Here is a 24,150-nt window from a genome sequence, read left to right as displayed (position 1 = left end):
GGTCACGCTTTCCTCAGGCGGGATAGTGACGGGCACCATATAGACACCAGATAAATACTTTGTTAGTTTACTGGCACCATTTTGCAATTGGTATTACCAATTTACTCCGGACGATTGGCATAATAAGAAGGGAAGATGGCTTACAGTAAGATTCGCCAACCCAAACTCTCTGACGCAATTGAGCAACAGCTCGAATCCCTGATCATGGAAGGGACGTTGCGGCCGGGAGAAAAGCTGCTCCCCGAACGCGAACTCGCCAAACAGTTCGATGTCTCACGTCCGTCACTTCGCGAAGCAATCCAGCGTTTAGAAGCCAAAGGATTGCTGCTACGCCGTCAAGGCGGTGGAACGTTCGTGCAGGAACATCTCTGGCAAAGCATGAGCGATCCGCTCGTTGAGCTTCTCGCCGACCATCCGGAATCACAGTTCGACCTGCTGGAAACACGTCACGCCCTTGAAGGCATCGCTGCTTACTATGCAGCCTTACGTGGCACAGAAGAGGATGTGGCGCGTATTCGCGACTGCCATCTTCAGATTCAGCAGGCGCAGGAAAGCGGCGATCTTGACGCCGAAGCGGACGCGGTAATGCAGTATCAGATCGCTGTCACAGAAGCGGCCCATAATGTGGTGCTTTTGCATTTGCTACGCTCCATGGGCCCTATGCTGGAAAAAAACGTCCGACAGAATTTCGAATTGCTCTACTCGCGCCGGGAAATGCTGGCGAAAGTGAGCGGTCACCGCGCCAGTATTTTTGAGGCGATTGTGGCTCGTGAGCCGGAACAGGCGCGCGAAGCCTCACACCGTCACCTGGCGTTCATTGAGGAAATCTTGCTGGACAGAAGTCGGGAGCAGAGCCGTCGAGAACGCTCCCTACGTCGTTTACAGCAACGTAAGGAATAACGTGCGACAAAGATCGTACGGACATGTGCGACGAGCCTGTCTCCCGTTTTCAGGCTCCCGATTATTCAACGTATTAGACACAGATAAGGAACACACCCATGTCAGAACGTTTACACAATGACGTGGATCCGATCGAAACTCGTGACTGGCTACAGGCGATCGAATCGGTCATCCGTGAAGAAGGTGTAGAACGTGCGCAGTACCTGATTGATCAGGTACTGGGTGCAGCCCGCAAAGGCGGCGTTAAAGTTGCTGCTGGTTCTTCTGCCATCAGCAACTACATCAACTCTATTGCCGTTGAAGATGAACCCGAATATCCGGGCAATACCTCTCTTGAACGTCGCATCCGTTCCGCCATTCGCTGGAACGCCATCATGTCGGTGCTGCGCGCATCGAAGAAAGATCTGGAATTGGGTGGTCACCTCTCTTCTTTCCAGTCTTCAGCCACGATTTATGAGGTGTGTTTCAACCACTTCTTCCGCGCACGCAGTGAAAAAGATGGCGGCGATCTGGTTTATTTCCAGGGTCACATCTCTCCAGGTATCTATGCGCGTGCGTTCCTTGAAGGTCGTTTGACCGAAGAGCAGATGAACAACTTCCGTCAGGAAGTGCATGGCAATGGCCTGTCATCTTATCCGCACCCGAAACTGATGCCAGATTTCTGGCAGTTCCCGACTGTTTCTATGGGACTGGGTCCGCTGTCGGCAATCTATCAGGCGAAGTTCCTGAAATATCTGGAACACCGTGGGCTGAAAGATACCTCTGCGCAAACCGTTTACGCCTTCCTGGGTGATGGCGAGATGGATGAGCCAGAATCTAAAGGTGCGATCACCATCGCTACCCGTGAAAAACTGGATAACCTGGTTTTCATCATTAACTGTAACCTGCAACGTCTGGATGGTCCGGTCACCGGTAACGGTAAGATCATCAACGAGCTGGAAGGCATCTTTGCCGGTGCTGGTTGGGAAGTGATCAAAGTGATCTGGGGCGCGCGTTGGGATGAACTGCTGCGTAAAGATACCAGCGGTAAGCTGATCCAGCTGATGAACGAAACCGTTGACGGCGATTACCAGACCTTCAAATCACGTAATGGTGCTTACGTGCGTGAGCACTTCTTTGGTAAGTATCCAGAAACCGCTGAACTGGTTAAAGATATGTCCGATGACGAAATCTGGGCATTGAACCGTGGCGGCCACGATCCGAAGAAAATCTATGCTGCACTGAAAAAAGCGCAGGAAACGAAAGGCAAACCGATTCTGATTCTGGCACATACCATCAAAGGTTACGGTATGGGCGACACCGCGGAAGGCAAAAACATTGCTCACCAGGTGAAAAAGATGAATATGGACGGCGTGCGCTATATTCGCGATCGCTTCAACGTGCCGGTTGCCGATGAGAAGATTGAAGAGCTGCCGTATGTGACCTTTGAAAAAGGGTCAGAAGAGTACAACTATCTGCACGGTCAGCGTGAAAAGTTAGGCGGTTATCTGCCGTCGCGTCAGGCGCAGTTTACTGAAAAACTGGAAATGCCGAAGCTGGAAGAGTTCCGTGCGCTGCTGGAAGAGCAAAGCAAAGAGATCTCAACCACTATTGCCTTCGTGCGTGCGCTGAACGTCATGCTGAAGAACAAGTCGATCAAAGATCGTCTGGTGCCTATCCTTGCGGATGAAGCGCGTACCTTTGGTATGGAAGGTCTGTTCCGTCAGATTGGTATCTACAGCCCGAACGGCCAGCAGTACACGCCGCAGGACCGTGAGCAGGTTGCTTACTACAAAGAAGACGAAAAAGGCCAGATTCTGCAGGAAGGGATTAACGAGCTGGGCGCAGGTTCATCCTGGCTGGCGGCGGCAACCTCTTACAGCACCAACAATCTGCCAATGATTCCGTTCTACATCTACTACTCTATGTTTGGTTTCCAGCGAATCGGTGACCTGATGTGGCTGGCAGGTGACCAGCAGGCGCGTGGCTTCCTGGTAGGCGGTACTTCCGGTCGTACCACCCTGAACGGTGAAGGTTTGCAGCACGAAGATGGTCACAGCCATATTCAGTCACTGACTATCCCGAACTGTATTTCTTACGATCCGTCTTACGCATACGAAGTGGCTGTCATCATGCATGATGGTCTGGTGCGCATGTATGGCGAAGCGCAGGAAAATATTTATTACTACATCACCACGCTGAACGAAAACTACCACATGCCAGCCATGCCGGAAGGCGCTGAAGAAGGTATCCGCAAGGGTATTTATAAGCTGGAAACTGTGGAAGGCAGCAAAGGTAAAGTACAGCTGTTGGGTTCAGGCTCTATCCTGCGTCACGTACGTGAAGCCGCTCAGATCCTGGCGAAAGATTACGGCATCGGCTCTGACGTTTACAGCGTCACCTCATTCACTGAACTGGCGCGTGATGGCCAGGATTGTGAACGCTGGAACATGCTGCATCCAACGGAAGAAGCACGTGTGCCTTACATCGCGCAGGTGATGAATGATGCGCCAGCCGTCGCCTCAACTGACTATATGAAACTGTTTGCTGAGCAGGTTCGCAGCTACATCCCAGCCAGCGATTACCGCGTGCTGGGTACAGACGGCTTTGGTCGTTCTGATAGCCGTGAAAACCTGCGTCACCACTTCGAAGTTGATTCATCTTACGTTGTGGTTGCAGCACTGGGCGAACTGGCTAAACGTGGCGAAATCGACAAGAAAGTGGTGGCAGAAGCGATCGCTAAATTCAACATCGATGCCGATAAAGTTAACCCGCGTCTGGCTTAAGAGGTAAATGAGTAATGGCTACTGAAATTAAGGTACCGGATATCGGGTCTGATGAAGTTGAAGTCACCGAAATTCTGGTCAAGGTCGGCGACAAGGTAGAAGCCGAGCAGTCGCTGATCACCGTTGAAGGTGATAAAGCGTCGATGGAAGTTCCTTCGCCGCAAGCGGGCGTGGTGAAAGAGATCAAAATCACGACCGGCGATAAAGTCGAAACCGGCTCCCTGATCATGGTGTTTGACGCAGAAGGTGCAGCAGAAGCTGCACCCGCACCCGCTGAAGCGCCAAAAGAGCAGGCTGCACCGGCTCCGGCAGCGGCCGCAACGGCCAGCAAAGATGTCAACGTCCCAGACATCGGCGGTGATGAAGTTGAAGTCACTGAGATTCTGGTGAAAGTGGGCGACAAAGTTGACGCTGAGCAATCACTGATTGTGGTTGAAGGCGACAAAGCGTCAATGGAAGTTCCGGCACCGTTCGCGGGCGTGGTTAAAGAGATCAAAATCGCGACCGGTGACAAAGTCAATACCGGCTCTCACATCATGGTATTTGAAGCTGAAGGCGCAGCACCTGCGGCTGAAGCGAAACCTCAAGTGCATGAAGCCGCAGCAACGGCACCGGCCGCCGCTGCAGGCGCGAAAGAGGTCAAGGTACCGGATATCGGTGGCGATGAAGTCGAAGTGACTGAAGTGCTGGTGAAAGTGGGTGACAAAGTTGACGCTGAGCAATCGCTGATTGTGGTTGAAGGCGACAAAGCGTCAATGGAAGTTCCGGCACCGTTTGCGGGCACCGTGAAAGAGCTGAAAGTGTCAGCCGGCGATAAAGTCAGCACCGGTTCACTGATCATGGTATTTGAAGTCGAAGGCGCGGCACCGGCTGCAGCGCCAGCGGCGAAGCAGGAAGCGGCTGCACCCGCGAAAGCTGAAGCTGCCCCGGCTGCGGCTCCCGCTCCGGCAAAAGCAGACGCGAAAGGCGAGTTTGCTGAGAACGATGCCTACGTACACGCCACGCCAGTTATCCGTCGTCTGGCGCGTGAGTTCGGTGTTAACCTGGCGAAAGTCAAAGGCACCGGCCGCAAAGGTCGCATCCTGAAAGAAGACATTCAGGCCTATGTGAAAGATGCCGTGAAGCGCGCTGAAGCAGCACCTGCCGCTGCCGCCAGCGGGGGTGGTTTGCCGGGTATGCTGCCATGGCCAAAAGTAGACTTCAGCAAGTTCGGTGAAATCGAAGAAGTCGAACTGGGCCGTATCCAGAAAATTTCCGGTGCGAACCTGAGCCGTAACTGGGTGATGATCCCCACGTTACGCATTTCGACAAAACGGATATCACCGATCTGGAAGCCTTCCGCAAGCAGCAGAACGCCGAAGCTGAAAAGCGCAAGCTGGATGTGAAGTACACCCCGGTAGTGTTCATCATGAAAGCGGTTGCGGCTGCACTTGAGCAGATGCCACGCTTCAACAGCTCACTGTCTGAAGATGCGCAGAAGCTGACGCTGAAGAAATACATCAACATCGGTGTGGCGGTTGATACGCCAAACGGCCTGGTTGTTCCTGTGTTTAAAGACGTGAACAAGAAAGGCATCACTGAGCTGTCTCGTGAGCTAATGGCAACATCGAAGAAAGCACGCGATGGCAAGCTGACCGCAGGCGATATGCAGGGTGGATGCTTTACCATTTCCAGCCTGGGTGGCCTGGGACAACGCACTTCGCGCCGATCGTGAATGCGCCAGAAGTGGCTATTCTTGGTGTCTCTAAGTCTGCGATGGAGCCGGTGTGGAATGGTAAAGAGTTTGCTCCGCGTCTGATGATGCCGATCTCTCTCTCTTTCGACCACCGAGTGATCGATGGTGCTGATGGTGCGCGTTTCATTACTATCATTGGCAATATGCTGTCAGACATTCGTCGTCTGGTGATGTAAGAGTATACAGAAGGCCGGCATCTGCCGGCCTTCTTGTAACATTCGTCGCACCGCGGTTGGCAGTTTGTTAACAATTCTGTAAACTCTTGCGGTGAAAGTCCCGGTGGAAAGAGGGCATCCTGAGCCTATTCCATTAGGCGTAATTGGCGCAGTCAGTTTGTAGTCGATCAGCGCGTAGAACGCAGCCGTACCGGATGTACGCGAGGTGTTCGGGCACTGTCCAAACGCAAAATGGCCAGTGAAATAGCCTAATGGGATAGGCTCAACGTCTGACCCGCCGGAAATCAAAATAAGAGGTCATGATGAGTACAGAGATTAAAACTCAAGTCGTGGTACTTGGGGCTGGTCCTGCAGGTTACTCTGCAGCCTTCCGTTGCGCTGATTTAGGTCTGGAAACCGTACTGGTAGAACGTTACAGCACCCTGGGTGGTGTTTGTCTGAACGTTGGCTGTATCCCGTCTAAGGCGCTGCTGCACGTTGCTAAAGTGATCGAAGAGGCTAAAGCACTCGAAGATCACGGCGTGGTGTTTGGTCAGCCCTCTACTGACATCAACAAAATTCGTAGCTGGAAAGAGAAAGTTATTAACCAACTGACTGGCGGCCTGTCTGGCATGGCGAAGGCGCGTAAAGTCAAAGTGGTTAATGGCCTGGTAAATTTACCGGTGCTAACACGCTGGTAGTGGAAGGCGAAGGTGGTGCAACCACCATCAACTTCGATAACGCTATTATTGCTGCGGGTTCACGTCCAATCGAACTGCCATTCATTCCTCATGAAGATCCACGCGTGTGGGACTCAACTGCTGCGCTGGAACTGAAAGAAGTGCCGAAGCGTCTGCTGGTCATGGGCGGCGGTATCATTGGTCTGGAAATGGCAACTGTTTATCACGCTCTGGGTTCAGAGATCGATGTCGTCGAGATGTTTGACCAGGTGATCCCGGCTGCTGATAAAGACGTGGTAAAAGTCTTCACCAAGCGCATCAGCAAGAAATTTAACCTGATGCTGGAAACCAAAGTAACCGCTGTTGAAGCGAAAGACGATGGTATCTACGTTTCTATGGAAGGCAAAAAGCCCCTGGCGAAGCACAGCGTTACGACGCAGTGCTGGTAGCGATTGGTCGTGTGCCAAACGGTAAGGGTCTTGATGCCGGCAAGGCGGGTGTGGAAGTGGATGACCGTGGCTTCATCCGCGTTGACAAGCAAATGCGCACTAACGTGCCGCACATCTTTGCTATCGGCGATATCGTCGGTCAGCCGATGCTGGCGCACAAAGGCGTACACGAAGGTCACGTAGCGGCAGAAGTTATTTCCGGCTTGAAGCACTATTTCGATCCGAAAGTCATTCCATCAATCGCTTACACTGAGCCAGAAGTTGCATGGGTGGGTCTGACCGAGAAAGAAGCGAAAGAGAAGGGCATCAGCTATGAAACTGCTACCTTCCCGTGGGCAGCTTCAGGCCGTGCTATCGCTTCTGACTGTGCAGACGGTATGACCAAGCTGATTTTCGACAAAGAGACGCACCGTGTTATCGGTGGCGCTGTAGTCGGCACCAACGGTGGCGAGCTGCTGGGTGAAATTGGTCTGGCAATTGAGATGGGTTGTGATGCGGAAGATATCGCGCTGACCATCCACGCTCACCCAACGCTGCATGAATCTGTTGGTCTGGCGGCAGAAGTGTTTGAAGGCAGCATTACTGACCTGCCAAATGCGAAAGCGAAAAAGAAATAAGTCTGTTTAGCATCTGAATTAACGGCTCCGAAAGGGGCCGTTTTTTTATCCATCAATGGCGTAATCCGATGCGGTTAATATAACGCCCGGCTTTTTTAACCATTATTTCATCTGGCAGGTGTGAAGAAGATTTTTGTCGCGGCCTGCTGCGTTTTCAGCCGCAAGCGCAGGGGCATAACCAAAAGTGAGTGAATCAACCCACTGAAAGGGCACAAGGTTATGACGTGGCGGCAGCTTAGCTGGCGCTGGCGTGAGTATCAACCAAAGGCGACGACACCTGCTGTTCCGGACGCCAGCAAAACCTTTTCTCTGAGGGAGAACAGTGCGGCGATAAATATTATGCTGCACGCGGCGGATTTGACGCAGCCCGGTAACCGGTTTAGCCCGCTCTGTAGCCACAATGAACATTACCCCGGCGGTCCATTCCAGTGCATTGATTGTTAATCTTTTTAACTTCAGCAGGCGAAAAAGCAGGGGCATGCCACCCTGCTTTTTTTTGTCTGCGCCCCGTTTAACAGGGCATTCTGCTACAGAAGTTGGCAATGTTGCTTTTTTGTAAACAGATTAACAATCGAGCGAAATCCTGCTATGCTGCCCCTCGCGGAACCGGGCACCTTACCCTACTCACGGAATGCTTTGCCATCGGGGTGCACCGGAAACCCATACAATGAGAGCGAGGAGAACGTCGTGCTAGAAGAATACCGTAAGCACGTTGCTGAGCGTGCAGCCCAGGGATCGTACCTAAGCCTTTAGATGCTTCCCAAATGGCCGCGCTGGTTGAACTGCTGAAAAGCCCGCCTGCGGGTGAAGAAGAATTTTTGACCGATCTGTTGGTCAACCGTGTCCCACCCGGCGTCGATGAAGCGGCGTATGTAAAAGCTGGATTCCTGGCGGCTATCGCCAAAGGCGAAACAACCTCTCCTCTGGTATCCCCTGAAAAAGCGGTCGAGCTGCTTGGTACCATGCAAGGCGGTTACAACATCCATCCGCTGATTGACGCTCTGGACAACGCTAAGCTGGCCCCTGGCGCAGCAAAAGCCCTTTCTCATACGCTGCTGATGTTTGACAGCTTCTACGATGTAGAAGAGAAAGCAAAAGCGGGTAATGAATACGCTCAACAGGTGATGCAATCGTGGGCGGAAGCGGAATGGTATCTGTCACGTCCAGAACTGGCAGAAAAAATCACCGTTACGGTTTTCAAAGTCACTGGCGAAACGAATACCGATGATCTCTCTCCGGCGCCTGATGCCTGGTCACGCCCTGACATTCCTCTGCACGCGCTGGCGATGCTGAAGAATGCCCGCGAAGGTATTGAACCTGATGAGCCAGGTAATATCGGCCCCATCAAACAGATTGAGGCGCTGCAGGCCAAAGGCTTCCCGCTGGCGTATGTCGGTGACGTTGTTGGTACCGGTTCATCGCGTAAATCAGCCACCAACTCGGTGCTGTGGTTTATGGGTGACGACATCCCGAACGTGCCGAATAAAAAAGGCGGCGGCGTGGTGCTGGGCGGTAAAATCGCACCGATCTTCTTCAACACGATGGAAGATGCAGGCGCACTGCCAATCGAAGTGGATGTCAACGAACTGAACATGGGCGATGTCATCGACATCTATCCATTCAAAGGTGAGGTTCGCCACCACGAAACCGGCGATCTGCTGGCCAGTTTTGAACTGAAAACCGACGTGCTGATTGATGAAGTGCGTGCTGGTGGTCGTATCCCGCTGATTATCGGTCGCGGTCTGACCAGCAAAGCGCGCGAGTCACTTGGCCTGCCGCACAGCGATGTGTTCCGTCAGGCAAAAGATGTCGCAGAAAGCACGCGTGGCTATTCACTGGCACAGAAAATGGTTGGCCGTGCCTGTGGCGTAGAAGGCATTCGCCCGGGCGCTTATTGCGAACCCAAAATGACCTCGGTGGGTTCTCAGGACACTACCGGTCCAATGACCCGTGATGAGCTGAAAGATTTGGCCTGCCTTGGCTTCTCGGCTGATTTGGTCATGCAGTCCTTCTGCCATACCGCAGCTTATCCAAAGCCGGTTGACGTGAATACACACCATACGCTGCCAGACTTCATTATGAACCGTGGCGGTGTATCATTGCGTCCGGGTGACGGCGTGATTCACTCATGGCTGAACCGTATGCTGTTGCCTGACACCGTTGGTACCGGTGGTGATTCACACACCCGTTTCCCAATCGGTATTTCGTTCCCGGCAGGTTCTGGTCTGGTGGCATTTGCCGCAGCGACCGGCGTCATGCCTCTGGATATGCCAGAGTCAGTGCTGGTGCGCTTCAAAGGCAAAATGCAGCCGGGCATCACCCTGCGCGATCTGGTACACGCGATTCCGCTGTACGCGATCAAGCAAGGTTTGCTGACTGTTGAGAAGAAAGGCAAGAAGAACATCTTCTCTGGCCGTATTCTCGAAATCGAAGGTTTGCCGGATCTGAAAGTTGAGCAAGCGTTTGAACTGACCGATGCGTCAGCGGAGCGTTCGGCTGCAGGTTGCACCATCAAGCTGGATCAGGCACCGATTAAGGAATACCTGACCTCCAATATCGTACTGCTGAAGTGGATGATTGCAGAAGGCTATGGCGATCGTCGTACGCTGGAGCGTCGTATTGAAGGCATGGAAAAATGGCTGGCGAATCCGCAATTGCTTGAAGCCGATGCTGATGCGGAATACGCAGCAGTGATCGACATCGATCTGGCGGAGATCAAAGAGCCAATTTTGTGTGCGCCAAACGATCCCGATGATGCGCGCTGGTTGTCAGACGTGCAGGGCGAGAAGATTGACGAAGTGTTTATCGGCTCGTGCATGACTAACATCGGTCACTTCCGTGCGGCCGGTAAGCTGCTTGATAGCCATAAAGGCCAACTGCCAACACGTCTTTGGGTGGCACCGCCAACCAAGATGGATGCGGCGCAGTTGACTGAAGAGGGCTATTACAGCGTGTTCGGTAAAAGCGGTGCGCGTATTGAGATCCCAGGCTGCTCATTGTGCATGGGTAACCAGGCGCGTGTAGCAGATGGTGCCACGGTGGTATCGACTTCAACCCGTAACTTCCCGAACCGTCTGGGAACCGGCGCTAACGTCTTCCTGGCGTCAGCGGAACTGGCTGCGGTCTCGTCTCTGTTAGGTAAATTGCCTACGCCAGATGAGTATCAACAGTTCATGTTGCAGGTGGATAAAACCGCCAGCGATACCTATCGCTACCTGAACTTCGATCAGCTGAATCAGTACACTGAGAAAGCCGACGGCGTCATTTTCCAGACCGCGGTATAACCACCAGTGCGATGCAATCAGGGGCGACGATTCGCCCCTTTTTTATGGCTGCGATTTAGGCAGTTAGCCAGCTTACAGGCTTTAAAGAAAAGGCTGGAAATCGCCGGACAGCCTGCAATAATGCGCGCCTTGTCACACATTGCTGCAGAGCCTGCGCTGAAACTCATTAAAAGGCGCAGCGAATGCAGAGGAAAACGCGATGGAATATGAATTTTTACGCGACGTAACCGGCCAGGTTAGGGTGCGTATGTCAATGGACCATGAAGCCGTGGGCCATTGGTTCAACGAAGAAGTTAAAAACAACCTCTCTTTGCTGGATGAGGTGGAAGCTGCGGTACGTGATGTCAAAGGTAGCGAGCGCCAGTGGCAGCGGGTTGGCCATGAATACACTCTCTGGCTGGATGAAGAAGAGGTCATGATCCGCGCTAACCTGCTGGCGCTGGAAGATGAGGGCATGGAAGAGGGCATGAATTATTACAACGAAGAGAGCCTCTCATTTTGTGGTGTGGAAGATTTTCTCGCGGTGATCGCAGCGTATCGCCAGTTTTTACAGCAGTACGGCAGTAAAGGCTGAAGGGCATCGGCTGTTCAGCCCTGATCGTTCATTCTCCCCCGCAAACCTTTTTGCTGGCCTGCTTTTTTCCTGCTTCAGGACCCCGGCACCGCGTTTGATATCGCCTGGACAGGTAAAGCGAAGTCTGAGAGCATGGCGATCTCCATCAAACTCGCGATGCAGCTCGTACAGGGAAATATGAAGGGACAAAGTCGTCTTGATCAGATTATGGATTATCTGAAGAGTCATAATCTGGTGACGGTAGAGCAGCTGGTGAGCGCCATTTGCGCCTCACCGGCTACCATCCGGCGTGATTTGATTAAGCTGGATAAAGAGGGCGTAATCAGCCGCAGCCACGGCGGCGTCACCCTGAACCGCTTTATTCCAAGCCAGCCCACCACGCTGGAGAAGATGCAGCGCAACCTGGCTGAGAAGCAGGCGATTGCAGAGCAGGCCGCCCGTTTTGTGCAGTCCGGCGACGCGGTAGTGCTGGATGCGGGCACCACCATGCTTGAACTGGCGCGACAGCTGACGCATCTGCCGCTGCGGGTCATCACGGCTGATTTACATATCGCGCTGTTTCTGTCTGAATTCAAACAGATTGAAGTTACCATTATCGGCGGTCGCATTGATGACTCCAGCCAGTCCTGCATTGGCGAGCATGGCCGCCGCCTGTTGCGTAGCATCAATCCTGACATCGCTTTTGTCAGCTGTAACTCGTGGAGCCTGGAGCGCGGTATTACCACCCCCACAGAAGAAAAGGCGGGGCTGAAATACGATCTGCTGGCAAATGCCGGACGACGGGTGCTGCTGGCCGACAGCAGTAAATATGGTTCATGGTCGCTGTTTTGCGCTTCACCGCTTGAACGTTTAACCGACGTGGTTACGGATAATCGGCTGGATGAAAAGGTAGGGCGCGAGTTACGCGAACGCGGTATTGCCCTGCTGTTGACGGCGTAGCGTTGGGGTGAAGTCAGCAGGTCGCAGAGGACGTGATCAGACCGCACCCCTTCACATTAAAATGTCTTCAGCCCCACTGCCGGAATATTGCGGCCGTAGTAGATTTCACGCATTTCTTTCCACAGCAGGTCAGTAATACGCTTGTGCTCCTGCGGGCTGAGATCTTCTGGCCGGGTATTAAACAGGTAGTGTTTCAGGTCGAATTCTTTCAGTAGCATTTTGGTGTGAAAGATATTTTCCTGATAAACGTTCACGTCCACCATGTCATACATCGCTTTCATATCATCTGACATGAAATTTTGAATGGAGTTGATTTCGTGATCGATAAAATGCTTCACGCCATTTACATCACGAGTAAAACCGCGCACGCGGTAATCAACGGTAACGATGTCTGACTCTAACTGGTGAATCAGATAATTCAACGCCTTAAGCGGCGAAATGACGCCACAGGTAGAGACTTCAATATCTGCGCGGAAAGTACAAAGCCCGCCTTCCGGATGGCTTTCCGGATAGGTATGTACGCAAATATGGCTTTTATCAAGATGCGCAACCACCGAGTTAGGCAGGGGTCCTGGATGCTCTGAGTTATCAATATCTTTCGGATCGATCGGCTCTTCGCTCACCAGAATGGTTACGCTTGCGCCCTGCGGTTCATAATCCTGGCGCGCAATGTTCAATACGTTGGCACCAATGATCGAACAGGTTTCCGTCAGAATTTCAGTCAGGCGGTTAGCGTTATATTGCTCATCAATATAAGCGATATAACCATCGCGTTCAGCTTCCGTATTTGCATAGCAAATATCGTAGATACAAAAACTCAGGCTTTTAGTCAGGTTGTTGAAGCCATGTAGTTTTAGCTTTTGCAATTTCGTTCACCCCCTTATAAATGCTCAGTCTCAGACAAAGCATTCAACAGATATTGTGGCAGGGCAAAGCTGCCAGTGTGGATTGCTGCATTGTAGTAGCGGCAGTTCAGGCCGGCGGCCTCAAAGCGCGCCTGCAGGGTAGCCGTGTCGAGCTGGCGTAATGCCGGATTATCACTCGCCCAGGCAAACGTCATAATGCCGCCGTAATAGGTCGGAATCGCGGCCTGGTAAAAACTGACATCGGCAAAATAGTGACCCAGCTTGCGATGGCTGTTGATCGCTTCATCTTGTTGTAAAAAGCAGACGCCATTTTGTGCGACAAAAATACCCTTTTCATTAAGCGCATTTTTACAGCCTGCGTAAAATTCAGAGGTGAATAAGCTCTCGCCTGGCCCGATAGGATCGGTGCAGTCAGAGATGATCACATCAAACTTTTCCTGCGTCTGATTAACGAAGTTTACGCCGTCATCGATCACTAACGTGAAGCGCGGATCGTCATAGGCTCCGGCGCTATGGTCAGGCAGATACTGGCGGCAAAAGGTCACCACGCCAGCATCAATTTCGACCATAGTGATTTTCTCAATGTGAGAATGACGCGCGACTTCTCGCAGCATGGCTCCATCGCCACCGCCGATAATCAGGACGCTTTTCGCCGCACCATGCGCCAGAATCGGCACGTGGGTCATCATTTCATGATAGATAAACTCATCACGCTCGGTGGTTTGTACCACACCATCCAGCGCCATGACGCGACCCATCGCCGCATTTTCAAAGATGATTAAATCCTGATGCGCCGTTTTTTCCCGATAGAGCTGTTTATCGATCGTGAAATATTGTCCAAAACCGGCATGAAGGGTTTCATACCACATTTCATTTTGGGCCATGATGGGGCTCTCCTCTAATGACATCGCCATGAAAATGGGCGGCACATCATAGCTAACTCTGACCGTGGTTGCACGGTCAAATGTTCAGCAGGCGAGCGGGGCGACGGGTTATTTCACGTAGGCGAGCAGGCTCAAAGAATCACGAGCCAGAGACTTACATTTTTTATCATTGGTAATCGCGATGCCGCTTAAATCACGGTAGCTCTCTTCACCGAGCGCCTTCATGTTGTAGTGGCTGTAATTGCTCAAATCCCAGCGATTTTGCTGGGCAAAAAACACCAGGGCTTTGCGAATTTGTGCATCGGGCAAATCCTGATAGCCGCAGTCATTTTTCAGATAGACGAACACGGCCGTCAAATCGGCCAGATCTTCGGCTTCGGATTCGCTCAGGGCAAAGCTGGTGGAGGAGAAGCCAAGGAGTCCCGATAACAGCAGGACCTTGATGCTTTTCTTCATAGTCATTCTCTTGTGGGGATAGTCTTATTGACGTTAGCACAGTTGTTAACAGCTTTTCGATAAATTTGACGGTCGCTGTGGTTGTAGCACTTTTTTCGGGGGATTCTGGTGCGAAAGCTTGACCTTCCCATTAGGTGAGGGTTTAGGCTAGCACTTCTCAATCACAAGGATGATAACCATGCAACGTCGCCATTTCCTGAAACTTACCGCTGCGCTCAGTGCGGCGGGTGCGCTGCCGCTCTGGAGCCGTTCGCTGATGGCGGCTGAACGTCCGCTATTGCCGATCCCTTCACTGCTGGAACCGGACGCGCGGGGCCATTACAACCTCACCGCGCAGCAGGGCAGCACACAATGGAAAGGCAACGCGGTGCCCACCTGGGGGTATAACGGTAATTTACTCGGCCCGACTGTCCGGTTGCAAAGTGGCAAGGCGGTGACGGTTAATATTCATAACCAGCTGAAAGAGGCGACGACGCTGCACTGGCACGGGCTGGAAATTCCAGGTGCCGTGGATGGCGGTCCGCAGGCAAGCATTGCGCCAGGCACCACACGCCAGGTGACATTTACACCCGACCAACCCGCGGCAACCTGCTGGTATCATCCGCATTTACACGGCAAAACCGGGCATCAGGTGGCGCAAGGCTTAGCCGGTCTGGTGCTGCTGGAGGATAACGAATCGGGCAAATTACGGCTACCGACGCAGTGGGGCGCTGACGATGTGCCGCTGATTTTTCAGGATAAACGGCTGACAAAGCAAGGCGACCGCATCGATTATCAACTCGACGTGATGAGTGCGGCGGTGGGCTGGTTTGGGGACATGATGCTGACCAACGGCGTCCAGTATCCGCAACACGCTGTGCCGCGTGGCTGGTTGCGCTTGCGCCTGCTGAACGGGTGTAACGCACGTTCGCTGCACCTCGCCACCAGTGACAAGCGCCCGCTGTATGTGATTGGCAGCGATGGGGGATTACTGGCAGAGCCGGTTAAAGTGGATTCACTGCCGCTGCTGCCAGGCGAGCGTTTTGAGGTGATGCTGGATACCTCTGATGGTCATAGCTTTGACATCGTCACATTACCGGTTGAACAGATGGGCATGATGCTGGCACCGTTCGATCAAGCGTTACCTCTGGTACAGATTTTACCGCTGCGTGTGATGGCCAGCGCCACGCTACCGGATACGCTGACCACGCTGCCTGCGCTGCCCAAAACGGACAACCTGAACAGCCGCTGGTTACAACTGATGATGGATCCACAACTCGACCAGCAAGGCATGCAGGCGTTGATGCAGCAGTATGGTGACAAAGCGATGGGCAACGCGGGGCACCATCAAACCCGCATGGCGGGTGGTGAACACGCAATGAATCACCAGGCGATGGACCACAGCGCACACGATATGGCACAGCCCGCGCCGGGCTATGACTTTCACAATGGCAACAAAATCAATGGCCAGGCCTTTAACATGACTAAGCCGATGTTTAACGTTGCGCTGGGTGCAGTAGAAAAGTGGACGATATCGGGTGAAGGCGACAGCATGCTGCACCCTTTCCACATTCACGGCACCCAGTTCCGTATCCTGTCAGAAAATGGCAAACCGCCAGCACCCCATCGCCAGGGCTGGAAAGATATGGTGAATGTCGACGGCTGGCGCAGCGAAGTGCTGGTGCGCTTTAACTATGTCGCTGCTGCCGAACATGCTTATATGGCGCATTGTCACCTGTTAGAGCATGAAGATACCGGCATGATGCTCGGATTTACCGTTACCTGATCTCAGGCGTTATCCAGCGCGATTTTAATATCTTCAATCAGATCGTCTGCATTTTCGATGCCAATTGACAGGCGCACCGTGGCATCGGTAATGCCGATGCGCTGGCGCACCGCTTCCGGCACACCAGAGTGGGTGGTGCTGCCGGGATGGCTGGCAAGCGATTCAGTGCCACCTAAGCTGACCGCCTGTTTAAACAACGCCAGCCCGTTAAGAAAGCGGAAGGCAGCAGGCTGACCGCCAGCGATATCAAAAGAGAAGGTCGAACCTGCGCCAAGGCACTGCTGGTGATAGGTCTTACCTTCCGGGCTGGTTTCGTCCAGAAACGGCAGCCACTGTAGTTTCGCCACTTTAGGATGCCCGTGTAAAAAACCGGCCACGGCTTCGGCGTTATGCCCGGCCTTTTCCATGCGCAGCGATAGCGTTTCCAGCGAACGGCCAATCATCCAGCTGGAATGCGGATCTAACTGAGTACCGATAGCACTGCGTAACGCACGGATCGGCATCATCAACTTTTTACTGCCCATTGCCGCCCCGGCAATCAAATCAGAATGACCGCCAACATATTTGGTGAGTGAATAAAGCGATAAATCAGCGCCAAGCGCCAGCGGTCGTTGAAACAGCGGACCAAGCAAAGTGTTGTCACAAGCCACAATGGGACGTGAACCTTGCTGCTGGTCGATCTCATCGGCAATGCGGGCCATAAGCGCAATATTGACCAGGCTATTCGTAGGATTGGCCGGCGTTTCGATCAAAATCATCGCCACGCGGCCTTGTGCCATTGCCTGCTGTGCGGCATCACGCACTTTGGCTTCATCGTTGCCATCGCTAAAGCCCACCGCTTTAATATCCAGATTGTGAAAGGTTTTACTCAGCAGGGTTTCAGTGCCGCCGTACAGCGGTTGTGAATGTAAGATGAGTTCACCAGGGCGGGTAAATGTCAGTAGTGTGGTTGAAATTGCCGCCATGCCTGAGGCAAACAGCGCACAGCTTTCTGCCTGCTCATAAATTGCGAGTCGATCCTCAACAATTTCGCTGTTGGGATGATTAAAGCGTGAATAGACCAGCCCGCCCGTTTTACCTTCAGGCGGCTCACGACGGCCAGAGACATAATCGAAAAAATCCCGTCCCTCTTCAGCACTGTTAAACACAAAGGTTGAAGTCAGAAACACCGGCGGCTTGACGGCACCTTCTGACAGTCGCGGATCGAAGCCGTAATTAAGCATCTGCGTTTCAGGGTGTAACGGGCGATCACCAATGTGGGTTTTTTTACTGGATGAATCAGACATGAACTCTCCTCCTTAATGAAGAAGCAAGACAATGTTGTGTTGATCATAGGCTATGATTTGAAAAATCGTGTTAATAAATAAGAAAGTTAATAAGTTTTTTAAACCTGGCTAACGCTTATTGATTTATTTACCAATAAAAAATATTTTTTACGTGCCGGATATGAAATGCTTAAAGGAGCTTTTTCTTTTTGAATAAATAAGGATGTGAAAATTATTTTTTATGAGTTTTGCTGATATGAAATTGCTCGGTTTTCTATTCGGTGAAAGAGTGTTGTGTTGACGTTTCAATGTTGCATTTTCAACAGGCATGTAAGAACAAGGATGTTAATGTGGATGAATTTGAAGTGTCAATAATCGGCCTGGGTCCTGCTGGTTCTATGCTGGGGTGGGGCATTTCCGCAACGAGGCGCCACGCAATCTTTTAAAAGTTAAAAGATAAAATGACCGCGCACGGTTTTATTTTCGGCAAGGTGATTAAAGTTGAAAAATGTAATGTCTTATATCCTTCTCGTTGGAAAGATTTCGTGTGTGGTGAAAAACAGGCCTTTCTGCCCGGCGAGGCTGCGGGCTTTATTAGCGCAAGCTCACTTGAAGGAATAAGCTACGCCCTGGATAGTGCTGAAATATTAAGCCGCATATTAAATCTTAATGCAAAAGAACCCGAAAAAATGTATTGGCGACGAACATTCAAGTTAAGATTGAAACGCTATAAAAGAATTGGCAAATCCAGAGTGCTCAATACACCGCTACTGCGCAAGATCGCGCTTAAAAGCTGTTTCTCAGCCTTAAAGGTTTCTTAAGCCCAGGCGATGTCTGGCGCGGATCAGCTGCAATCTCTGACACTAAGCAAGTCGTCAGGATAAATCTCGGCACGGTAACGTTTGCGTCGCCTGCGCGGCGTTAGCGCCCGTTTCGACTATGATAGACTGCGTGGCTTTCTGACGTAACCGGGTTGAACGCAATGAAACACACCGTTGAAGTGATGATCCCAGCAGAGGCAATCGCCGCACGCATCGCCGAACTGGGCAAAGAAATTACCGACCATTACCGCGACAGCGGCAGCGACATGGTGCTGGTGGGGCTGCTGCGCGGCTCTTTTATGTTTATGGCCGACCTGTGCCGCGCGATTGAAGTCTCGCATGAAGTCGACTTTATGACCGCCTCAAGCTACGGCAGCGGCATGTCCAGCTCGCGTGATGTGAAAATCCTGAAAGATTTGGATGAAGATATTCGCGGTAAGGATGTGTTAATTGTTGAAGATATTATCGATTCTGGCAATACGCTAAGCAAAGTGCGAGAAATTCTGCAACTGCGCCAACCCAAGTCACTGGCGATCTGTACGCTGCTGGATAAGCCAGAACGCCGCGAAGTAGACGTCAATGTGGAATATGTGGGCTTTGCCATCCCGGACGAATTCGTGGTCGGCTTCGGCATTGACTATGCGCAACGCTATCGTCATCTGCCGTACATCGGCAAAGTGGTGTCGCTGGAATCATAAGTTCCGCGAACCGCACATTCTTCCAAGGCCAGCGCAGTCTGCGTAGTGTAGGCTGTGTCGCGCTTTACCGCTCTTAACGTAAAGTGCCGGCATTGACCAGTAAATTGGCAATGCCGTGGCGATAGCGTTGCTCCAGGCTTTCACGGCTGTTTGCGGTGACATCAAGGTTACGCAGGCAACCATCCTGAATGCCGTAAACCCAGCCGTGCAGTGAGACTTTGCATCCACGTTTCCACGCGGATTGCAAAATGGTAGAGTGCCCGAGGTTATAAACTTGCTCGACTACATTGATTTCGCAGAGTTTATCGAGGCGCTTCTCGGGCGGGAGTTCTCCCAACAACACGCTATGCTTGTACCAGAGATCGCGAATGTGCAGCAGCCAGTTGTTGATCAAACCTAATTCCGGGTTATCCATCGCCGCTTGTACACCGCCGCAGCCGTAATGGCCGCAAACAATAACGTGTTCAACTTCTAATACTTCAACGGCGTACTGCACCACAGAGAGGCAGTTGAGGTCGGTATGAACCACCAGATTTGCCACGTTGCGGTGAACAAACAGTTCGCCGGGTTCAAGGCCGGTCAGGCGTTCGGCGGGAACGCGGCTGTCGGAACAGCCAATCCACAGGAAACGGGGTTTTTGTGCCTGGGCGAGCCGCTCAAAAAAGCCGGGATCTTCTTCAATCAGTAATCTGGACCATTCGCGGTTGTTACTGATCAGGGTGTCGATATCTGTCATGGCGTTGAGCGACCTGCTGGCGATTGTGCGTGGGCGTACTATAGGTGAAGGCTTAGCAATTTCATACGGCATTAATCTGCCATCAAAACAGGGTATGGATTCTTAATGACTTATGCACTGGAACTTACCCGGCTGACCAAGACTTATCCCGGCGGCGTGCAGGCGCTTAAAGGGATCGATCTTAACGTTGAAGCCGGTGATTTTTATGCGCTGCTGGGACCAAATGGTGCCGGTAAATCAACCACCATCGGTATTATCAGCTCGCTGGTCAATAAATCAGAAGGCAGTGTGCGGGTGTTTGGTTACGACCTTGAAAAAGATGTCGTCAATGCTAAACGCCAGCTTGGTCTGGTGCCGCAGGAATTTAACTTTAACCCGTTTGAAACCGTTATGCAGATAGTGGTGAATCAGGCGGGCTACTACGGCGTGGAGCGGCGTGAAGCTAACATTCGGGCCGAAAAGTACCTTAAACAGCTCGATTTGTGGGAAAAGCGCAACGAGCGTGCGCGTATGCTATCGGGCGGCATGAAGCGTCGCCTGATGATTGCGCGTGCGCTGATGCATCAGCCGAAACTGCTTATTCTGGATGAGCCGACCGCAGGGGTTGATATCGAACTGCGCCGCTCAATGTGGGTGTTTTTGAAAGATCTGAATGCGAAAGGCACCACCATTATTCTTACCACGCACTATCTGGAAGAAGCTGAAATGTTATGCCGCAATATTGGCATCATTCAGAGCGGCGAGCTGGTGGAAAATACCTCAATGAAAGGGCTGCTGGCCAAACTGAAGTCTGAAACTTTTATTCTGGACCTGGCGCCCCGCAGTCCGTTACCGGCACTGGAAGGTTTCCAGTATCGCCTGGTGGATACCTCAACCCTGGAAGTGGAAGTGATGCGAGAGCAGGGGCTTAACAGCGTATTTAGCCAGTTGAGCGCACAAGGCGTACAGGTGCTGAGTATGCGTAATAAGGCCAACCGTCTGGAAGAGTTATTTGTTGACCTGGTGCAGGGAAAAACAGGAGCAAAAGCATGACACATTTGTACTGGGTGGCGTTGAAAAGTATCTGGAGCAAGGAGATAAACCGGTTCGCCCGCATCTGGATCCAGACGCTGGTCCCGCCAGTAATCACCATGACGCTCTATTTCATTATCTTCGGCAACCTGATCGGCTCGCGTATTGGGGATATGCATGGCTTCAGTTATATGCAGTTTATCGTGCCGGGTTTGATCATGATGTCAGTGATTACCAACGCTTACGCCAACGTGGCATCCTCTTTCTTCAGCGCCAAGTTTCAGCGCAATATTGAAGAGTTGCTGGTTGCACCTGTGCCAACCCACATCATCATTGCCGGGTATGTCGGCGGCGGTGTAGCGCGTGCCATCTGCGTAGGCGTTTTAGTTACGGCTGTTTCGCTGTTTTTCGTTCCCTTCCATGTTCACTCATGGACCATGGTGGCGATAACGCTGCTGCTAACCGCGATCCTGTTTTCGCTGGCAGGTTTGCTGAACGCCGTGTTTGCCCGTACCTTTGATGACATCAGTCTGATCCCGACGTTTGTGCTGACGCCGCTAACCTATCTGGGCGGGGTATTTTATTCGCTGACCCTGCTGCCTCCTTTCTGGCAGATGGTATCGAAACTCAATCCGGTGGTGTACATGATCAGCGGTTTCCGCTTTGGTTTTTTGGGTATCAGCGATGTTCCGCTTGTCTTTACCCTGTCGGTGCTGGTGGCGTTTATCGTGGTATTTTATGTTCTGGTCTATATCCTGATACAACGCGGCCGTGGATTACGCACTTAACTGAATCGATATATAAAAAAGCGCAGCTCAGGCTGCGCTTTTTTTTATATGAATCTCTTATAATTCAATGTGGTGTTTTACTAAGAATAAACAGATTTGATGTTGTTTTTGTTTATGATTTTTCAGGTTGATTTAATAGTGGTTTTTTATATCAGTATTTATAATGTATTGGGTATTATTCTGATATTCTCTGCTCTCCTTTATTTTATCCTGCTGTTTTTATTGGTGTTAAATTTCTCATAAAATTAACGATCCAATATCTTATTGTTTAAATTAAATGTTGTTACCAAAATAACCAGGTGTTTATTTTTCATTGCTCTTACGGATAAGTCTGAGTGTCTGTTAACTAATCAAAAGTAATGGCGCAATTAATAGTGCCAAAGATAAATAAAGGCAGAGGAAAGAATGAATCGTATTACGTGGGTCGATAATCTGCGGGGATTAAGCATTCTTGCAATCATTTTCTTACATAGCACCATAGCCGTACATAATAATGCGGGTCACTTTACGTTATTAAGTAACACAATGAACGAAATGCTCGCACCCGTGCGCCTGGGACTCATGTTTTTTGTCTCTGGATTGTTTGTGGATGCCGGGCTGAAAAAAGGGTTAGGCTTCTTCTTTACGAATAAAGTAAAAAGCATTCTGTATCCGTTTGTGGTCTGGGTTGCTATTTATGGCGGGCTAAAGATTATTTTCAGCTCCATGGCCAATTCACCGCAGTCACCGCTCAATATCATTGTTTCGCATCTCACCGGTGGCGGCGATATGACCTGGTTTTTGCACTCCCTTTTTATCTTTTTTATTTTGGTGGTAGTGGCGCGCAGGCTACCCTTTTATGTTGTCTTTTTTATCTGTATGTTAGCGAGCTGGGCGCTGCCAGCGATTCATCCAGACAGCCTCTTTTCCAGCTTTGATAATTCGCATATTAATAAATCCTTCTACCTGTTTGTCTTCTTTTATCTGGGCGACTATGTGGTAAGAAAGCAGATTGATTTAACGGAATATGTCAAAAAGGATCGGTGCTTGGTTTTTCTCTTGCGAGTTTTATTTTGCTTTCGTGCCTTAATCTCTTTGTCTTGCACGCCACGCCAGAGGCATTACTTTCACCGTTAGCATTATTATCGGTTCCTCTGTTTGTCTGGATTGCCCTTCATTTGAATTCCAGGGTGGTCTATTACATTGGGACACATTCAATCGTATTTTATTTGTCCCACTATCTGGCGATTCAGTTTTTCAGCAAACTGGTGAAGTTTGAAAGTCATTTATTGTGGGTAAACGATATAAAATTTATTCTGGCTTTTCTTGCCGCTCTGGCGCTGCCATGGACCCTTTGTCTGTTGCGTAAACGAGGCTGGCTGAATTTCTTATTCACGTTGAAAAAGCCATCAACGTCACTGCAAACCAAGCCAGTGTAAAGGAAAGTGCATCCTGGAAACAGGATGCACGTTAACGGCAAGGGATTATGCCATCTGCACCGGCAGGGCTTTCGCCAGGCGCTTCATCTGATTATCACCCTCAAAATAGGCGACTTTAGGCTGCCACTGTCGTGCCTCGGCATCCTCTACCTGTACGTAAGAGCAGATGATCAAAATATCACCCTCACAGGCACAACGCGCTGCCGCGCCATTAACTGAAATAATTTTCGAGCCGCGTTCTGCCGCAATGGCATAGGTCGAAAAACGCTGTCCGTTAGTGACGTTGTAAATATCAATGGCTTCATATTGCAGAATGCCAGACGCATCGAGAAAGTCCTGATCAATCGCGCAGGAACCTTCATAATTCAGATCTGCCTGTGTCACTTTGACGCGATGCAACTTACCTTGTAAAACGGTACGAATCATAGCCAAAAAACCTTCTTATGCAGCGAAAACATGATCTCAGCCAGGGCAGGATTACTGGGTGAGATCGACCTGTTGATTATCAATTAAACGAGCATTACCCAGCCAGGCCGCCATTAATATCACGGCGCGCTGGCTATCGACCGTCAAAGGTTGCAGCGTATCAGCATCACAAATGGCCAGACCATCCGGACGTAACCCCTGCTCCAGCAGCGATTGATTAGCATCTTCGATAATGTCATCAATGTGACGTTCACCGTATGCCAGGCGGGTTGCCATCTCATTCATCACCTGGCTTAACGCCGGTGCCAGTTTGCGCTCATCAGCCGTCAGATAGCCGTTGCGCGAGCTAAGTGCCAGACCATCTTTGGCGCGCACGGTGGGCACGCCGATAATCTCAATATCAAAGCCCATGTCCGCGACCATCTTGCGAATGATCGCCAACTGCTGAAAATCTTTTTCGCCAAAGCAGGCGATATCTGGCTGCACCAGATTAAACAGTTTGCTGACGATGGTGGCAACACCCCGAAAATGGCCAGGGCGGCTGGCACCTTCCAGCAGGGATGACAGCACCGGCACCTCAACGAAAGTCTGGTTTTTCAACCCGTGCGGGTAAACTTCCGCCGGAGAGGGGGCGAAAACCACATCGACACGGTGACGATTTAGCTTTTCGCAATCTTCCTGCAGCGTGCGTGGATAGCGTGCCAGATCGTCGGCACGATCAAACTGCATTGGATTAACAAAAATCGTCACGATAACAATGTCACCGCGTTCACGCGCTTCATCAACCAGAGTCAAATGCCCTTCGTGTAGATTGCCCATCGTCGGGACCAGCGCAATACGTTTACCTTCCTGACGCCAGCGTCGAACTTCACGGCGCAGCATGGGCAGTGTTTCAATGATCAGCACGGTCATTCTCCT

Annotated in this window: 16 protein-coding genes and 5 pseudogenes; 14 read left to right on the top strand and 7 right to left on the bottom strand. The window is 51.3% G+C overall.

All coding sequences use genetic code 11. The features are described from left to right. Nucleotides 1-135 precede the first annotated feature (135 nt). The 8 genes and pseudogenes from pdhR (at nucleotide 136) to O3W44_RS09535 (ending at nucleotide 12,098) form a co-directional block, all read left to right on the top strand. Nucleotides 136-900 (top strand): pyruvate dehydrogenase complex transcriptional repressor PdhR, encoded by a 765-nt coding sequence (gene pdhR / locus O3W44_RS09570; protein ID WP_269292878.1) that lies wholly within the window; start codon nucleotides 136-138, stop codon nucleotides 898-900. 98 nt (nucleotides 901-998) lie between these two features. Continuing rightward, nucleotides 999-3,665 (top strand): pyruvate dehydrogenase (acetyl-transferring), homodimeric type, encoded by a 2,667-nt coding sequence (aceE, locus tag O3W44_RS09565; RefSeq protein ID WP_269292877.1) that lies wholly within the window; start codon nucleotides 999-1,001, stop codon nucleotides 3,663-3,665. A gap of 14 nt (nucleotides 3,666-3,679) precedes the next feature. Next, nucleotides 3,680-5,576 (top strand): annotated as a pseudogene (gene aceF, locus O3W44_RS09560) (pyruvate dehydrogenase complex dihydrolipoyllysine-residue acetyltransferase). Nucleotides 5,577-5,878: 302 nt separating this feature from the next. Next, a pseudogene (gene lpdA, locus O3W44_RS09555) lies at nucleotides 5,879-7,301 on the top strand (dihydrolipoyl dehydrogenase). Nucleotides 7,302-7,520: 219 nt separating this feature from the next. Next, the gene (locus O3W44_RS09550) at nucleotides 7,521-7,745 is read left to right on the top strand and encodes a hypothetical protein (RefSeq protein ID WP_269292876.1); all 225 of its coding nucleotides are present in this window, start codon (nucleotides 7,521-7,523) and stop codon (nucleotides 7,743-7,745) included. A gap of 243 nt (nucleotides 7,746-7,988) precedes the next feature. Further along, nucleotides 7,989-10,585, top strand: a pseudogene (gene acnB, locus O3W44_RS09545) (bifunctional aconitate hydratase 2/2-methylisocitrate dehydratase). A gap of 199 nt (nucleotides 10,586-10,784) precedes the next feature. Then, nucleotides 10,785-11,159 (top strand): protein YacL, encoded by a 375-nt coding sequence (gene yacL / locus O3W44_RS09540; RefSeq protein ID WP_269292875.1) that lies wholly within the window; start codon nucleotides 10,785-10,787, stop codon nucleotides 11,157-11,159. 177 nt (nucleotides 11,160-11,336) lie between these two features. Then, the gene (locus O3W44_RS09535; protein WP_269294410.1) at nucleotides 11,337-12,098 is read left to right on the top strand and encodes a DeoR/GlpR family DNA-binding transcription regulator; all 762 of its coding nucleotides are present in this window, start codon (nucleotides 11,337-11,339) and stop codon (nucleotides 12,096-12,098) included. A 56-nt stretch (nucleotides 12,099-12,154) separates the two neighbouring features. Here the strand turns inward: O3W44_RS09535 and speD are convergent, their stop codons facing one another. The 3 genes from speD to O3W44_RS09520 all read right to left on the bottom strand — a co-directional run bounded on the left by speD (nucleotide 12,155) and on the right by O3W44_RS09520 (nucleotide 14,304). Then, a complete protein-coding gene (speD, locus tag O3W44_RS09530; RefSeq protein WP_269292874.1) occupies nucleotides 12,155-12,964 on the bottom strand; it encodes an adenosylmethionine decarboxylase in 810 nt (269 codons plus the stop codon). A 14-nt stretch (nucleotides 12,965-12,978) separates the two neighbouring features. Further along, nucleotides 12,979-13,848 carry a polyamine aminopropyltransferase gene (gene speE / locus O3W44_RS09525; RefSeq protein WP_269292873.1) on the bottom strand — a complete coding sequence of 290 codons (870 nt, stop codon included), beginning with the start codon at nucleotides 13,846-13,848 and terminating at the stop codon, nucleotides 12,979-12,981. Between the two features lie 108 nt (nucleotides 13,849-13,956). Next, the gene (locus O3W44_RS09520; RefSeq protein ID WP_269292872.1) at nucleotides 13,957-14,304 is read right to left on the bottom strand and encodes a YacC family pilotin-like protein; all 348 of its coding nucleotides are present in this window, start codon (nucleotides 14,302-14,304) and stop codon (nucleotides 13,957-13,959) included. 178 nt (nucleotides 14,305-14,482) lie between these two features. Between O3W44_RS09520 and cueO the strand changes: the two genes are divergently transcribed. Beyond that, nucleotides 14,483-16,069 (top strand): multicopper oxidase CueO, encoded by a 1,587-nt coding sequence (gene cueO / locus O3W44_RS09515; protein WP_269292871.1) that lies wholly within the window; start codon nucleotides 14,483-14,485, stop codon nucleotides 16,067-16,069. 2 nt (nucleotides 16,070-16,071) lie between these two features. Here cueO and O3W44_RS09510 read toward each other — a convergent pair whose 3' ends face one another. Continuing rightward, a complete protein-coding gene (locus O3W44_RS09510) occupies nucleotides 16,072-17,355 on the bottom strand; it encodes a cystathionine gamma-synthase family protein (protein ID WP_269292870.1) in 1,284 nt (427 codons plus the stop codon). Nucleotides 17,356-17,736: 381 nt separating this feature from the next. On the opposite strand from O3W44_RS09510, the pseudogene O3W44_RS09505 reads away from it, so the two are divergent. Further along, nucleotides 17,737-18,155: pseudogene (locus O3W44_RS09505) on the top strand (hypothetical protein); the annotation flags it as partial. Between the two features lie 161 nt (nucleotides 18,156-18,316). Then, a complete protein-coding gene (gene hpt, locus O3W44_RS09500; RefSeq protein WP_269292869.1) occupies nucleotides 18,317-18,853 on the top strand; it encodes a hypoxanthine phosphoribosyltransferase in 537 nt (178 codons plus the stop codon). Nucleotides 18,854-18,926: 73 nt separating this feature from the next. On the opposite strand, the gene can is transcribed toward hpt, so the two are convergent. After that, on the bottom strand, nucleotides 18,927-19,589 hold the full coding sequence (gene can / locus O3W44_RS09495) for a carbonate dehydratase (RefSeq protein WP_269294409.1): 663 nt from the start codon (nucleotides 19,587-19,589) through the stop codon (nucleotides 18,927-18,929). Nucleotides 19,590-19,694: 105 nt separating this feature from the next. Here can and O3W44_RS09490 point away from each other — a divergent pair, with 105 nt between their 5' ends. The 3 genes and pseudogenes from O3W44_RS09490 to O3W44_RS09480 all read left to right on the top strand — a co-directional run bounded on the left by O3W44_RS09490 (nucleotide 19,695) and on the right by O3W44_RS09480 (nucleotide 22,806). Next, nucleotides 19,695-20,621: an ABC transporter ATP-binding protein gene (locus O3W44_RS09490; protein ID WP_269292868.1), complete on the top strand. Its 927-nt coding sequence runs from the start codon at nucleotides 19,695-19,697 to the stop codon at nucleotides 20,619-20,621. Then, a complete protein-coding gene (locus tag O3W44_RS09485) occupies nucleotides 20,618-21,388 on the top strand; it encodes an ABC transporter permease (RefSeq protein WP_269292867.1) in 771 nt (256 codons plus the stop codon). The genes O3W44_RS09490 and O3W44_RS09485 overlap by 4 nt, the downstream gene beginning before the upstream one ends. Before the next feature lie 405 nt (nucleotides 21,389-21,793). Then, a pseudogene (locus O3W44_RS09480) lies at nucleotides 21,794-22,806 on the top strand (acyltransferase family protein). A 45-nt stretch (nucleotides 22,807-22,851) separates the two neighbouring features. Here the strand turns inward: O3W44_RS09480 and panD are convergent. Both panD and panC read right to left on the bottom strand, forming a co-directional pair. Further along, nucleotides 22,852-23,232, bottom strand: a complete 381-nt coding sequence (gene panD / locus O3W44_RS09475) for an aspartate 1-decarboxylase (RefSeq protein ID WP_269292866.1) — start codon at nucleotides 23,230-23,232, stop codon at nucleotides 22,852-22,854. Nucleotides 23,233-23,283: 51 nt separating this feature from the next. After that, the gene (gene panC / locus O3W44_RS09470) at nucleotides 23,284-24,138 is read right to left on the bottom strand and encodes a pantoate--beta-alanine ligase (RefSeq protein ID WP_269292865.1); all 855 of its coding nucleotides are present in this window, start codon (nucleotides 24,136-24,138) and stop codon (nucleotides 23,284-23,286) included. Between the last annotated feature and the right edge of the window lie 12 nt (nucleotides 24,139-24,150).

Origin of the sequence: Pantoea sp. LMR881, from assembly GCF_027157825.1 — a bacterium.
Classification (GTDB): Bacteria; Pseudomonadota; Gammaproteobacteria; order Enterobacterales; family Enterobacteriaceae; genus Pantoea; species Pantoea haifensis.
This window is presented reverse-complemented; position numbering and strand designations above follow the sequence as displayed.

Coding starts and splice junctions, on each gene's coding strand:
- pdhR (WP_269292878.1), top strand. CDS start 136: ATGGCTTACAGTAAGATTCGCCAACCCAAACTCTCTGACGCAATTGAG.
- O3W44_RS09510 (WP_269292870.1), bottom strand. CDS start 17,355: ATGTCTGATTCATCCAGTAAAAAAACCCACATTGGTGATCGCCCGTTA.
- hpt (WP_269292869.1), top strand. CDS start 18,317: ATGAAACACACCGTTGAAGTGATGATCCCAGCAGAGGCAATCGCCGCA.
- cueO (WP_269292871.1), top strand. CDS start 14,483: ATGCAACGTCGCCATTTCCTGAAACTTACCGCTGCGCTCAGTGCGGCG.
- O3W44_RS09520 (WP_269292872.1), bottom strand. CDS start 14,304: ATGAAGAAAAGCATCAAGGTCCTGCTGTTATCGGGACTCCTTGGCTTC.
- O3W44_RS09485 (WP_269292867.1), top strand. CDS start 20,618: ATGACACATTTGTACTGGGTGGCGTTGAAAAGTATCTGGAGCAAGGAG.
- aceE (WP_269292877.1), top strand. CDS start 999: ATGTCAGAACGTTTACACAATGACGTGGATCCGATCGAAACTCGTGAC.
- yacL (WP_269292875.1), top strand. CDS start 10,785: ATGGAATATGAATTTTTACGCGACGTAACCGGCCAGGTTAGGGTGCGT.
- panD (WP_269292866.1), bottom strand. CDS start 23,232: ATGATTCGTACCGTTTTACAAGGTAAGTTGCATCGCGTCAAAGTGACA.
- speE (WP_269292873.1), bottom strand. CDS start 13,848: ATGGCCCAAAATGAAATGTGGTATGAAACCCTTCATGCCGGTTTTGGA.
- can (WP_269294409.1), bottom strand. CDS start 19,589: ATGACAGATATCGACACCCTGATCAGTAACAACCGCGAATGGTCCAGA.
- O3W44_RS09550 (WP_269292876.1), top strand. CDS start 7,521: ATGACGTGGCGGCAGCTTAGCTGGCGCTGGCGTGAGTATCAACCAAAG.
- O3W44_RS09535 (WP_269294410.1), top strand. CDS start 11,337: ATGAAGGGACAAAGTCGTCTTGATCAGATTATGGATTATCTGAAGAGT.
- O3W44_RS09490 (WP_269292868.1), top strand. CDS start 19,695: ATGACTTATGCACTGGAACTTACCCGGCTGACCAAGACTTATCCCGGC.